Raw genomic sequence first — 14,157 nt, 5'->3', positions numbered from 1 at the left:
TCCCGGCCGATTACTCCTTCAGCTGATTCTTCAAACTGTCGCGGTGTTTCTCGTACGCTGCGATGTGATCGCCCTTCTTGATCTCCGACTTCCTCCAGTAGATGGTATCTTCGGCGTTTCCTTCCAGAACCGGATTTTTGAAGAATATCTTGACCGTGGCTGGCTGGCCGTCCTCTTTACGCTTCTTGTCGCTCTCCGTGCGGACCGCCGCGATGGCGGCCTTGAGCGTGGAGCCCGAACTGCTATTTTCCGATCCCCGGAGCATCCAGTAGTTTTCAGTCTCGTCGTCCCCCTGGAGCTGGTATTCGACGATATGATCGATGTGGAAGGTCATCTTCTCCCCGGCCCGGTTGAAACGGGGGCGCACGATATCCCGGTCGCTCATGCCCAGGTCAGCGGCTTTCTTCTTGAGGGGCTCGCTCAGGTTCTGCCTCGCCCAGGATTCCCACTTGCCGACCTGACCTGTTTTGCGGTCCCTTTTTTCATGGAACAGCTTATCGGCCTTGGCCCGTCCCGTATAGAGGGTTTTGTGCTTTGCGCCCGCCCCTGCGTGCTCCTTGTATGAAGGGATGGGGAACGGCTTTTCATAGTAGAGGTCCCCTGCCGCGGCAGCTTTCCCCTTTTTCTTGACGGTCTTGAGATCCTGGGTGGGATTGAGGGTAGCCGCCACGATCCAATTCTCGCCGCCGTCCCGGGCCTTGAGTTCCTTGAGACCGTACTCCTTGCGGCGACGGATCGATTTCAGGACGGTATTGAGCTCGTTGAGGCCAATCCCCGTCTTCTCCGCATAGGCCAAGGCCTGATCCAGGGCCGTCTTTACCCGCCCCATGCGCGCGGCAACGTCGGTTGCAGGCTTGTCGGCCTTCTTTTCCGGCTCCTTCGCCCCCGGTCTCTTCCCCCTTTTTTCTGCCTCCGCCTGATACTGCCGAACAGTCTTGCCGTCGGCGGTCCGGGCGTTGGGGTCGGCAGGCTTTTTGGCTTTTTTGGGCCCTCCAGGCGTAACCCTGGCCTTTGCCGGAGATTGTTTCGGCGCCTCTCCCTCCTGGGCCGCCCCCTTCTTCGCCTGCTTTGGCGGCGGCTCCGCCGCCCTGGTATTCTTTTCCTTCCACGCCCCCTTTTTCTCTCCCTTGTCGCCGGAGCCTCCCGTAGCCTTGTCGCTGTAGAGATCGGTCATGAACTTCTCAGCGGAAAACTCCACCGGCTTGAACTCGACAGAAGGTGCTTGGCTGGAGCCGAAGACGTAATCCACCGTGGCGCCGACGCCGAAACTGCCGCCGATGGGCCACTCCTTCCCCCCCAGGGGCCAGGTCCACCGCTTGTCGGGGACGGGCGACCACCACGGGGCATCGATCTCCACGAAAAGGTCACCCGACAGCCCCAGGAACGGCTGGGCCGCGATCTCCATGTCGCCCCGGATGAAGAACTCCCCTTTTTTGTCCTCTCCTTCGGCACCTTTTTCCCGATAGCCGATGACAGGCGTCGCCTCCGCGTACCCCCTGATTCCGGCCAGGGCGTTGACGCCGGCGCCGGCCTTTATGTCGTGGGACAGGATTTCGAGCCCGGCACCGGCCTCGCCCCGGAGCCGGAGACCGGCCGCGGCGGAGATATTGAGGCTCCCCTGGATAGTGAAGTTCTGCGCCTTTTTCGGGTCGGTGGAGTAGGTCCCCTCCACCACGATATTGTAGAACTTGGCCGGACCAAGCTTGGCAAAGGCACCCATCCCCACGTTGGCAAAAATGAAGATGTTTCCCACCACGGGAATGCCGTAGGAGGCCCGGGCCTCCACCTTGAAGAGATCCTTGTTGAAGTCCTTCTGGGGAAAGAGGATGAACTCTTTCTGGGGGGTGATCTTGCCGATTACGGTGAGGTTTCCCCGGGGGTCGACGATGACGTGGGCTGTTCCGTTCAGCCAGTCGGTAAAGGCAAAGGTAAGGTCCCCCTCGCCGAAGACCACGTAGTCGACCTTGTCGCTACGCGGACCAACCGTGGCTGCCGGTGCAGGTGTTCGCTCCGGGGCCGTGTTGGCGGCTTCGAGTCGGGCCGCCGCCCCCTTTTCCATGAGACGAAGGAGGACCTCGCCGGAAAACTTCTCCCCCGTATAGCCGACCTTACCCTCACCCGTAATGGCCCGGCCGTCCCACCCCACTGCCACGTTGCCGGAGAACCCCTTGGGCAGAGTGAGCCCCACCGTGGCCGTACCGGTGACGATCCCTTCGGTGGACCGTTTCAGCTCCAGGCTGCCCGAAGCGAGCCCCCGCACGGTCACAGCCGCGCTCCCTTCAAAGGTGATCGCCTCGTTGACCGCCTCAAGGGTGAGGGTACCGGTAAACGCCCCTCCCATCCGGATCGGCGTGCCCTTGATTCCCAGATGGAGGGCACCGTTCTCCAGGGTATTGATCGCTGAGCCGAGCCGGCTCAGGTCAAGGGCACCGAGCCCCACCAAGTCAGGGGACTTACGGATCAGTACGGCGAGATTCCCTTTTCCCCCGTCGAAGCCCACCCGGCCCCGGATCTTTCCGCCGTCGCCGACCGCCACAAGGAGAGAGGGGGCGAGGGCACCCGTGAACAGGGGGTGAGTCAGGGGGATTGCCTGTTCGCGCACGGAGTAACGTTGCCCGACCCGGCGGACCTCCAGCTGACCGGCCGCGAGGCTGCCGAACCGGACATTGACGTTCCCTCGCGTGCGTTCCTTCAGGAAGTCGGCAATGGGCGGGGGCGGCACAAAGGTGGGCATCCCCTTCAGCTCCATGACGCCGGGGGCAGTCTCCCCCGTGGCATCGGCTGCGGTCGCAGCCTTGAGCATCTCTCCCGTTCGACGGTTACCGATGGTCTGCTGGAGCTGTCGGACCGGGCCGGCAGGCGTGCCGGACCGGGCCGGCGACGGAACCGGAGCGGGTCGCTCCGGGCGCCTGGCTGTGTTGATCGGTTTCGGTCCGGCTTTCTGAGATGTCATGGATGTCCCCGGCTACTGGTTGCTCCCGCGGGGAGAGCCCAGGATAGGAGAGTACAACGGAGACGGACCGGTCATGCCGCAGGACAGATGCCCCGTTCCCGCCCGCAGTAAGGGTTTCGTGCTCCGCTGCCGTGACGGCGTATCGCCTCACGAATAATGGCGGCATAGCCGCTTGCGGCCCGCTCTACGGAGAACGATCGGGCAATTTTCTGCCGGCCGGCCCGGCTCATGGCCTCGGCGCGGGCACTGTCTTCCAGCAGCGCCAGGGCCGCGGCCGCGAACCCTTCTGCGTCCGCGGCATCCAGCAGGATCCCGTCGCGCCCGTCCTCGATCACCTCGGGGATAAAGCAGCGCCGGGAGGCAATCACCGGCACGCCGGCGGCCATGGCCTCGAACAGTCCCCAGTTGGCCGCCCCCTCGAACAAGGGAAACAGGATGACATCCATGGCCTGGAGGTAGCGCACGAACTGGTCGTGGGGGACAAAGGGCCGGAAGATGAACTCCTCATCCTCCATTCCTTCCTGCCGGAGGGCATGCTGCTTGAACGAGGCCCCCCCCAGGTAGGATGCTTCGTTGCCGTAGATGCTCGTCTCATCGCCAACGACGAGGAAGTGTGCGTCGGGGCGGACGGCACGAATCCTGCCGACGGCCCGGACAAACACGTCGAAGCCCCGCACCGCCTCCAGGGTCCTGCCCGCAAAGCCGATGACCGGCCCGTTCCCGGTTATGCCCAGTTCACGCCGCAGAGCCTCCCGGTCACCTGCCGGGGGAGGCAGGGCAAACCCCTCCATCCGGACCCGTACCTTGTTGCGAAGCTCTGGTGGGAACAGGTCGCGGGCGTAGGCGGAGGGAACCACGCAGAGATCCGAATGAATCACACTCGAATGAATAAGAGAGCGCAGGGCCACGTCCATAAGGCTCTGGGGATACCGGCCCGGGAATTCATCCCGGCAGAAGGCCGGATGGTATCCGGGCAGCTCCACATAGGAGACCACAGGGATAGCGAGAATCTCCCGAACGAACAGGGTTGCCCCGAAGGATGCGTGCCCCACCACGGCGTCGATGCCGGTCGAGGCATGGATGTGCGCCAGGGCCTCCACGATGGCCTTGCCCCGGCGCGCCCCCTCCTCGATGCAGCGGGTGTAGTAGGTCCCCGACAGGGGCGATGCCTCCTCCCCGTACCCGTAGTAGGCGACAGGGGGCTTGTCCCGGCGGATCTGCCCGGTGAACGCCCGATCCACCAGAAAGGCACACTCCCACCCCCTTTTCCGGGAAAGAGCGTTGGCTATCCCGGTGAACTGGTTCGGATAGGAAGGATGGACGAATACAACGTTCATCGTTTTTTAGCCAATTTCCTGGCCGCGTCGATAAAACCGCGCGCCCGAGCGGGATCGCTGACACCCAGGGCGGCCGCCACGGCATTGACGGAGGCGGCCGCAAGATCGGCAATGGTCGAGATGCCGGCTGCCGTCAGTTTCCCGGCCAAGGCCGGCCCGATCCCCTTCACGTCCGTCAGGTGCGGAGACTGCGTGCTCTTACCGGGGGGAACGATCACCGTGGGGGCCTCCACTGTTCCGGGACCACTCATGATCGGGCCGTGGATGGTTACGCTCGGGATGGTCATGGTTGGGATAGTGGGCATCGTGAGCGTTGGCGCGGTCATGGTGAAGGTCGGGCGGGTCAGGGTAAACGTGGGCTGCGTCATGGTAAAGGTCGGTTGCGTGAGGGTGAATGTGGGCGAGGTAACCGTAACGGTGGGAGACGTCACGGTTATTGTCGGCTCCGCAACGGCAACGGCCGGGATGGCGACCCAGCGCAGAGACAGCGTGCGCTGGCCGACCCCCGGAGCGGAGAACATGATATCGAAGCTTCCGACGTCCTGGTACCTGAGCACCCGCACCGTGATGAACGCCGTCTGGCCGGCATAGCGGAGGACCGAACCGTATTCCACGTGCTCACCGTAATCTATGCCTACCTGCACGCAGAAGAGATTATCGTCAAACCCGGAGGTAACCCGCGCCGTGCCTACGCCGTCGGAATTGGTCGTGATGGAGATCCGCCCCGTGCGGGCCGAGGCCCCTCCGCCGCCTGCGGCGCTGATGGTGATCTTCTTGCCGGCGGGATCGGCGGCCAGGGTCACATTCTGTCCGGCTGCCAGGTCGATGGCCGCGCCGGGATTGACGACAAGGCTGCCGCCGTTCACGGTGAGCCCTGCCAGAGAGCGGTTCCAGCGCATGGCATTGGCGTTGGAGACGTGCTTATCGCAGGTGGTATCGTCACTTGCGGGGTCAACACAGGCCGGACCGGTCTGCTCGTGCCGGGTGTTGTGGGGGTTGCCGGTGACCCCCGAATGGCTCTCACCGATCGTGATGGTCCTGGCGGTGGTGTTGGGCGTGATCTGGACGGCGTTTGCCGCCACCAGGTCCACGTTGCCGCCCGGATTCTCGACCCCGTCCACGCTCTTCAGCGCTCCCACCTGGGCTGCGGTGGTCATATGGGGGTTGCCCAGGTCGGTCAGGTGGCGGCGAATCATCTCGAATAGTTCAGGATTGGTGTGCACGACGATGTTCTGGATGATGTCCGGGGTGCCGCTCCAGGCACCTCCCTTGCGTATCACCAGGGCCAACGGCACCCGGCAGGGCTCCCCGCAGGCAGGGCAGCCGGCCAGAATCCGGTCGAAGTGGGCCTTCAACAGAGCCCGGATGTCCGCCCGACTATCGGTCGTCTCCGTGGTGAAGAGGCCGGACCAGGCGTCGTCAACCGACGGGACCGGGCCATCCCATTTCTGCACGGCCAGGGAAAAATCCTCCCGCACCCGGCTGTAGCAGCAGGTTTCGCCGCAGGCGTTGCCGCTGTCGGCCATGGGGGCCGGAGCCGGTTCAATGCGGCAGTCCTCCCGGCTCAGCCAGAGGCAGTAGGACGTGACATCCGGGGCCGGCTCGAAGGTGACGGCGGAGGGTCTGTCCACCACGATCTCCCGGCCGCCGCAGTCAATGGCCACACCTTCGCCGACACTGAGCGCGACAGTCTTTTTCGACTCGTCCCAGGAGGCGGTCACCTCAAGGCCGCATACCGCTCCAGTGCCGAGCACCATCCTGTTGATCAGGTGGCGCTTGCCGTTCAGGTAGGACTGCTCCATCTCGAAGTCCCGGACTGTCATCAGCTTGCCGTAAAAATAGAGGTTTCTCTGGAATGGGCTCAGGGTGCGGTCGTTCGACATGGCGTCCTCCTTTTATTCATCTGTTCGTCAGGCAACATGACCCTCTCCGTTCAAACGGCCTGGTTCCGCTGCTCCTGGGCCCGCTCGTTCCAAAGGCTTCCGTCGCCTGCCGGTTTCAGGTTCACTCAAACAATGTATCCATGCCCTGTCGCGCCCGGACCTGCGCCTGCCCCGCCTTCTCGCCGTCGGCCAGATAGGTCTGCCGGGCGAGCGACGAGGAGGTCTCCAGGGCAAAGAGGGGCTGGTTCAGGTTGGTATTGACTTCCAGGTAGGTGTGCCCCCCAAGCCGGAACAGGTTCTCCAGGGCAACTACCGTGGCACAGGTGTGGGCCGGGCGCTCGCGCGCCACGATCCGCTTTACGGTTTCGGTCCTCCCTGCGCCGCCCGGCGGCAGGAGAACCGTGAAGTGGTAGGGATCTTCCCCGAAGAGCCTCATGGTTTCGCGCCACTCGCTCCGGCCCCGGATGCGGTCCAACTGGAACGCCTCCACAATCCACGGTTCCTTGCCGGTGTAAAGAGTGATGAGTTCCGCCAGTCCACCCCGGGTGCCCCGACAACGGTACAGCTCATTGGCCCGGGCGATCAGTGTGCGCAGCCGTGCCCCGCCATCTTCGAGCCACTGGTCCGCATCGGGGAGCGCCAGCCACGAGGCGAGCCAGGGAAGGAAGCCGGCCGGTACGGCACAGGGGTCGGCATAGCGCCGGGTCGTGAATATTTCGCGCTCCAGGTCGTAAAGGACGCTCTCGAACAGGGAAAGAAACCGCTCCAGGAAATCACGCCCCCGCTCGTCGTCCTGGAAGACGGCCGGAAGGTAGCGGAGATACGATTGTTTGGGAAACTGGAGGCGGAGGCTCACCACTGTGGGGGTGGCATGCCGGTCTTCGGAGATCAGTTCCAGGCGCACCCTCAGATACCGTCCCTCCTTCCGCTCAAAAAGGGCGTCGGCCGGATTGGACGGGAAACTTCGCCACTCGCCGTCGGCCGGCAGGAGCTCCGGATCGCGGCCGGTTTCGTAGATGAAGTAGGAAAGTCGCACCTGGGTCTTTGGGGGGACCGTCGCGTCCAGCGTCACCCGGTGCCAGAAGAGGCGGCCGTCGCCGGTATCGAATGAGCGGGAAGTGTAGATGCCCGTTACCGGGCCGCTGCCGGTCCACGAGCCTGCCGGCGGATAGCGACGGCGACGGGTGAGGCGGGCCACCTCCCCATCTTCCAGGGCGTAAAACTCCCCGCCGGGACCGGCGAACAGCCGCAGGGCCTTCCCCTCGTACTCCTCCAGAGGGCTCCAGTCACCTGCCGACCTGATGGCATAGATGAACCGCTCCCGATCAGAGACGTACCATTTGCCGTCGGCGTCCACCGCCAGACCGGCAGGCTCGAAGCCGAGGTCGTCCAGGCCGACGGTGCCCAGGAACCGGCCCTGGTCGTCAAAGGTAACGATGGCGGTGAGCCCCGTATCGAGGCAGTGGACCAGGGCCCCCCCGCCGGACGGGGAGGGAGCCGGGCCCAGCGCCAGCGCCACCGGCTGCTTCAGCCGGTCGGCGCCGAAGGGGGGCACATGGGGCACGGGTTCGCCATGGTAATCGAAACGCTGGATGCGCCGGTTGCCGGCATCGAGCACATAGAGGTTGTCGCAGGGGTCCACCGCCAGATCCAGGGGGCGGTCGAACTCCCCCGGACCGGTTCCGGCCGCCGGTTCCCCTGCCGGGTTCTCGGCTCCGATAAACCGGCGCACCTGCCAGTTAACCGTGGCAAAGACGCAGACCCGGTTGTTGTCCGTATCGGCCACGTAGAGATTGCGGCTCCCCAGAGCCATGGCCCGGGGTCCACTCAGTTCCCCCGCCCTGTCCCCCCTGCCGCCGAGACAGGGTATCCGCTCCAGTCGGCCGGACATGGGGTCCAGACGATAGAAGCGCTCGCCGGCCAGCATGATCAGCGTTCCGCAGCGATCAGCCACCAGGGCGTCGGGGCGGATGCGTCCCGCGAGCCCCAGACGGCGGTCGAGGCCGTGCACCATCTCGCCGGCCAGTGCCAGTCCGCCGTCTCCCACGGCCACCAGGCCGTTGGTGGCTGCCCCGGCGGCCCATGCCTCGCCGCTCGCCACATGGATTATGGTGTACTCGTTGTCTTCCACGCCGTGTCTCCCGTGTCAGTACGTGACGGTGCACCGGCCGGAGCGGGCAGTCACGTCCACCTCGTGCCGTTCGGAATAGACCAGGGCGTCCCGGTCTATCATCAGGTTGCCCTCGCCGTCGACCCGCGTGCACGTATCGCCCGAAAGCGTCGTCTCCAGCACGCATTCCACACCGCTCACCTCCCTGATGGCTGCAATGATCTCCGAACGGTAGACCCCTCTGCCAAAAGGCCACCCCGTCCCGTCCTCACCCCCCTTCAGGGGATGAAGAAACTCCAGAAGCCGTTCGGCCACCCGCGCTCGCAACTCCTCGGGACGTACCCCTTCACCGGCGCTGACCCGTGTTCTGACCGTCACCTGCGCGTAGAGGGGAGGGATCACCCTGACGCGGGTCGTCACCAGCCGGTGGCGATCCAGGTGGTCGCACACCGCGCGCAGGAACCGTGGGCCGGGATACGGCCGCGGGGTAAAGGACCAGGGGACCACGACCACGGTCACCGTGGCCGGCACAGGACGATCCTCCGGCGCTTCCGGCTCCCAGAGGGGAAGCGCCCGGGCGCGGGCCACCCGGAGACCGGGGGTATTCAGCGCCAGATACTCGAAATCATCGGAGGTTATGGCCCGGTCCACCTCCCGCAGTTCCAGGGGGGCGCGGGCAATGGCCTCCTCGAGCGGCTCGGCGTCTCTGCCGCCGCTGGCGGACGCGTCATTGCGCGCGGCAAGGTCCGCCAGCAGGGGATCATCGAAGCGCCACGATGCCAGGGGCCTCAGGTTTCCCGCCGCGCCCCCGCCTGACAGGTAGTCGGCCCGCACCCGAGCCCCCTCCGGCAAAACCCGCCCGTTGCGGCCATCACCGAAAAGGATGGTACCGACCGCCGGGTCGAGTACGAAATGCCGGTCCGTGGGCCCCGAGGCGTCCAGGTTGTCGCGTTCGGCCCACTCTTCCCAATCGGTGCCGGTCAGGACCCTGACCCTGAGGCTCCCCTCCATGGCCGGCCGCCGGGCAAGGGAAACTACCTGTCCCGGCATGCCATTGCCCCAGTCGGTGCCGGATGAAGAGACAAGGTTCTCGTCCACCACCGATACCGCTTGGCGCGCCGTCACCGTATTGAGGCGGATGGAGTCGATGCGCGGAGGTATCTCATAGAAGCCCGTCCCCTGCCGGGCGGCGGCGCGGCGGCATGCCGACAGACCCTCGGAAGGCAGCGGCACGGCGGTGCTCTCTTCCGGCAGGCGACAGCGGATCATGGGAAAGCGCGGCGCAGGCACCGTTGCCGGCAGGTAAGGCGAGGTGGTCGCCGTCATGTCGGCAGGCACTGAAAAGAGAATCTGTCCGGAGCGGGTCAGGCCGGTGGTGCCGTCCTCCAGCAGATCGAGCCGACGGTAACCGGCCTCCGTGGAATACTCCCAGACCAGATCCACCGGGGGTACGACGGCGGCCGGTTCGCCCCGGTGGGCACCCACGGGGGGCAGGTCTGCTTCGTAGAGATCGATGGCGAGGCGCACCTCCCGCCCTGCCGGAAGCATCCGCTCAAAGGCGATGAGGAGCGTGCCCCCCGGTGCCGGCTGCTCGCCGAAGGCAGGGAAAAAGAAGGCATCGCGGGCATTGGCATCGGTGACATTGCGGAAGCCGCCGCCCCAGGCGCTGATGACGGCAGCGATCCGGTTGTTCAGCAGGAACAGGTCGGCCGTCGTCTCGAAGGGAAGGGGTTCCCCTCCCGTCTCGGCCGTGAGGCGCGTACCTCGCGGGATCATCAACTCCCGTCCGGCGGTGGATGAGAGGGTCAGGGCCACGGTGGCGGGCACTGCCGGAACCGGCCGGATACCCACGAGACGGAGGAAGGTCCGGTAGTGGTCGGGGGTAAGGCAGTTGAGCCCGTAGATCTGCATCTCCGCCAGCCAGGCGAAGAGCTCCACCAATGTGATCCCCGGGTCCGATGCGTTGTGGTCGGTCCACGCCGGTGCGCGCACCGCAAGGCTCGCCACTGCCTCCCGCACCAGGTCGGCGTATCGTTTGTCGTCAAGATCCGGTATCGGTACTATGGGCATAACGCTCTCACTCCCGCATGGTGCTATACGTCGCCGGCCCGTGCCGCGACCCGATGGTCTCCGCTGGAAACGAGCAGATAGGGGTCCACCGGCCGCGTCAACTCATCCGCCTCGCCAAGCTCCATCCGACGTCCCATTTCATCGACGGCCGTTACCGCCATGCTTGCCACCCGATCAACCCCTTCGATCTCCTCCAGCAAGCGGTAGAGGTCCGAATGGCAGACCAGGCGGCCAAAGGGCCACCCTCCGCCGTCCCACCCGCCGGTCAGGGGATGGAGGAACCGCCCGAGAGCGGCAAGGGCCGCCGTCTCCACGGCGGGGGCCTGGTCGAGGCTGCGGGGCACCAGGGCGGCATCAACCGACACCCGCACGTAGGACGGCCGGGTCACCACGGCATGGCAGGGGGCGGTCACTACGTTGGCGCCGTGACCGGCGACAAACTCCTCCACCCGCCGGCGCAGGGCCGCCGAGGGGATGGGCCGGTCATCGGCCGCGCGCGGCACGATGATCACCGTCAGCCATCCCGTGCGGGTCATGCCCCGGTCATCGCACACGGGGAGGCACTTGACCAGGGCCATACCGGGGAACTGCTCCCTGATCAGGCCCTCGTAGTCCTCAACGGTCACGGCCCGGTCGCGGCGCCGCAGGCTCTGGGGGCCCCGCCGGTAGAGGGCGGAGATATCCTCCCCCTCGACCCCGCCTCCGCAGGGGCCGGGATTGACGACCTTGTCCACCAAGGGGATGCCGGTCCGCATGCGGGCAATCGCCCCCCAGCCGAGGTTGCCGGCAGCACCTCCGCCGGTGCGGTAGCTGACCCGGACGTTGTTCGTTCCGGCAGGCAGCACCCGGCCCCTTTTCCCGTTGCCAAAGGAGACGAGACCACTGCTCCGGTCGATGCCGTAGTGCCGGTCTAGCGGCCCCGAGGCCAGGAGGTCGTCGCGCCCTTCCCACCGCACCCAGACTTCGCTCACCCGTCCCTCCCGGTCAGTCACCCGGCTGACCCGACCGGGAGCGTCTGCGGCGAGGCGATCCAGCTCTGCGGCGGAAATGAGCCCGAACTCGTTGACCCAGACCTGGTCGTCGAAAACCGGCTTCCGGGCAAGGGTGAAACTCTGGTCCGGCAGCCCGTTCCCCGATCCCGGCCGCTCGTTCCTCACGGAGGTGAGCTGCAGGGCCCGGGCGGCATTGAGGTAGATGCCCCGGGCAATGGGGGGGCTGTTGGAGGGAAGCTGCCGCCACGACCGCCACCGGGCCGGATTGAGGATGCTCCCCTTCAGGTGGGCCGGTCTGCCGATGATGCGGGGGATGTTCAGGTAGCCGCGGCGCAGCCGGTAGGGAAGACCGGCGCCGAGGGCCGTGGGGGCGTACTCCCCTGCCACGAGCACCGCCCGGAGCCAGTGAAGCCGCGTGCCGAAGAGCGGTGCCGGAACGCCCCCCTCGGGCACCACGACACGGACGATGCCGGCACGGGTGAGGCCGGCTGTGCCGTCCTCCGCATCGAGCCTCAACCACTCGCACGCTCCGGCGTCATAGACTTCCCACTGCACCCTGGGCCTGAAGTCGCGGGCATAATCGATTTCGGCCAGATCCAGGTAGAGGCCGATGGGCCCCTTGGCCAGGGGGCGGTCGAAGCCGGCGTAGAAGGCGGGGCGCAGGTCGGCCAGTGGGCGGAACGGCCGGAAGACCGCGCCCGTGCGCAGCACGGCAAGACCGTCGTCCCACTCCAGGTTATTGCGCGTCAGGATAGAATCGGGCTCACCCATGGCCGAGGGATCGGTGCCGTCCCAGGAGAGGGTGATGCGCCCCAGGCGCGGCGGGGTGAAGCCGGCCGCCACGGCCTGGCCGTTTACGATCTCGAACTCCCGGCCATAATCGCCGGAAGAGAGCCGGACCCGGATCCACCAGTTCCGCTGGCCGCTCACCTCCACCTCCGCCATGTCGGCGGGGCAGGTGAAGGTCACCTCGCCGGTGGCCAGGAGGCCGCCGGTGCTGTCGGTCACGTCGCTGATGGCACACCAGCCGGTCCCGTTCCAGTACTCCCATGACAGGCCCGGCCCCAGCGCGGCAGCACGGCCTGACCGGTAGCTGACCGCTCCGGTCTTGTCGTAATAGGCCTTGGCCGTGGCTTCGCGGATATTCCTGGCCCGGAGCAGGTAGGAGGAAGCCGGGCGAGCGCTGCCGGGAGCCCGGATTATCCCGGCAACCTGGGCGTCGGACCGGGACAGGAGTTCACCGGCCGTGGCAATGCCCGCTCCCCTGAGCCGGGCCGAGAAGACGGCGCCGATCCCCTGGACCCGCTCGATGGGCACGTCAAGGTCCGTGGCGCAGGTAATGCGGAGGGTAATCCTGGCCCCCCTCTTGGAGAAGACCTCCCGGCTTGCCAGGTGGAAGGCGGCCAGTGGCATGGGCTTGTCGCCGAAAGGGAGGAGGTTCCGGATGAAATCGCCACCGGCAGTCACGGTGAGGTCCTGGGGAACATCGCCGGCAAAAGCCACGTCAGGGTGAATCACCGCGGTGGGAAGCGACCTGGTGCCGACCCCCACCACGGTGCGGAGCACGGCGTCCTTGACCCGCGCCAGGGCAGTCGTGCCGTCGGCACCTACCTTCGGCACCCCCTTGAGCCAAATGCCGTCGATGCCGTTCACCACGCACCGGCCCAGTTCCGGCCGACCTGCCCCGGTGGAGAGAATGAGCGTGCCGCCGGCACCATCGAATCTCGCCCCGAACAGCGTCTCCCGGCCGTCGGCATCGGTGTAGCTCCAGGCAACCTGGTCGGCCAGCGCCCGCGGCACGCCGGACAGGTGGATCTCCACGCCGCTCCGCACGGTGAAGAGCCCGGTCTGCCGCAGATAGAGGGCATGCTCCTGGAGGTTCTCGGTGCCGTGGAAGATCGTAAAGGAGCTTCCCGCGGTCCACGCCTCCGTGTGGCCGAAGACCTTCTCCCTCCCGCCCGCCGTATCGGGGATGGTGCTGTAGAGGGCCGTGATCCTGCTCGGGACGGCCAGCACGTTCTCGTCGGTTTCGAAGAGGAGTTCCGGGTGGTCCGTAGTCTTTTCCGCCATGACCTGGGTGCCGGACGCGACGAGGGCGCTTCGGTCCGCATCCTTGGCCAGGGTGAAGACCACCACGGTTTCGGCCGGCCGGGGCGGCAGGAGCCGCAACCCCAGCACTTCCAGAAACGCGGCCAGATGGCGCTCGGGCACACGGTTGAGCCGCTGGAGCACCTCCACCACCATGTCGCCGAAGACGCCGGTCAGGGCACTTCCCGCATCGCCGTCGACACCGCCGCTCCACTCGGGCACATAGAATGGCGCGGTGGCGCGAATCTTCTCGACCACATCCGCGGCCGTACGGCCGTCTATCAAGGGGAGATCGGCATTCATGGCAGTTCGCACCTCGATGTCACGCGCTTTCCTTCAGATAGAACGGGTACACCAGGTTGAACCGGGTGTTGGTGCTCCGCACCCGGTATTCGATATCGATCAGGAGTCTTCCCTCGGCCGCCTCCCGGGGTGAGGCGGTCACGGACAACAGCTCGATCCGGGGTTCCCACAGGATAAGGGCCTCCTTCACCTCGTTCTCGATCAGTCCCAGGGTGGTGGTGTTGATCACCGAGAAGACGCGGTCGTGGATGCCGCAGCCGAAATCGGGGCGCATGACCCGCTCTCCCCGGGCAGTGCCGAGAATGATGCGAATCGACTCGGCGATGTCCTCTTCGGCCGAAGAGAGGACCATGGCGCCATCCGCCCCCGCCGCCACCGGAAACTTCCATCCCGTGCCCAGGAATTCTCTGGCCTTGGTCAC

Annotated in this window: 7 protein-coding genes; all 7 read right to left on the bottom strand. The window is 66.1% G+C overall.

Annotated features, from left to right (window positions below):
* Positions 1-10 precede the first annotated feature (10 nt).
* Complete coding sequence (locus GS_RS04980) at positions 11-2,953, bottom strand: hypothetical protein (RefSeq protein ID WP_010941658.1); 2,943 nt, start codon at positions 2,951-2,953, stop codon at positions 11-13.
* 71 nt (positions 2,954-3,024) lie between these two features.
* The gene (locus GS_RS04975) at positions 3,025-4,290 is read right to left on the bottom strand and encodes a glycosyltransferase (protein ID WP_010941657.1); all 1,266 of its coding nucleotides are present in this window, start codon (positions 4,288-4,290) and stop codon (positions 3,025-3,027) included.
* Positions 4,287-6,173: a helix-hairpin-helix domain-containing protein gene (locus GS_RS04970; protein ID WP_010941656.1), complete on the bottom strand. Its 1,887-nt coding sequence runs from the start codon at positions 6,171-6,173 to the stop codon at positions 4,287-4,289. Before GS_RS04970 ends, GS_RS04975 begins: the two co-directional genes overlap by 4 nt.
* A gap of 121 nt (positions 6,174-6,294) precedes the next feature.
* The gene (locus GS_RS04965; protein WP_010941655.1) at positions 6,295-8,304 is read right to left on the bottom strand and encodes a phage tail protein; all 2,010 of its coding nucleotides are present in this window, start codon (positions 8,302-8,304) and stop codon (positions 6,295-6,297) included.
* A 15-nt stretch (positions 8,305-8,319) separates the two neighbouring features.
* Positions 8,320-10,353, bottom strand: coding sequence for a putative baseplate assembly protein (locus GS_RS04960; protein WP_010941654.1), 2,034 nt, complete (start codon positions 10,351-10,353; stop codon positions 8,320-8,322).
* A 23-nt stretch (positions 10,354-10,376) separates the two neighbouring features.
* Complete coding sequence (locus GS_RS04955) at positions 10,377-13,736, bottom strand: putative baseplate assembly protein (protein ID WP_010941653.1); 3,360 nt, start codon at positions 13,734-13,736, stop codon at positions 10,377-10,379.
* A 19-nt stretch (positions 13,737-13,755) separates the two neighbouring features.
* Positions 13,756-14,157 (bottom strand): GPW/gp25 family protein, encoded by a 402-nt coding sequence (locus GS_RS04950; protein WP_010941652.1) that lies wholly within the window; start codon positions 14,155-14,157, stop codon positions 13,756-13,758.

Origin of the sequence: Geobacter sulfurreducens PCA, assembly GCF_000007985.2 — a bacterium.
Taxonomy (GTDB): Bacteria; Desulfobacterota; Desulfuromonadia; order Geobacterales; family Geobacteraceae; genus Geobacter; species Geobacter sulfurreducens.
Note: the sequence above shows the minus strand (reverse complement) of the source record. Positions and strands in the feature narration are given on the sequence as shown.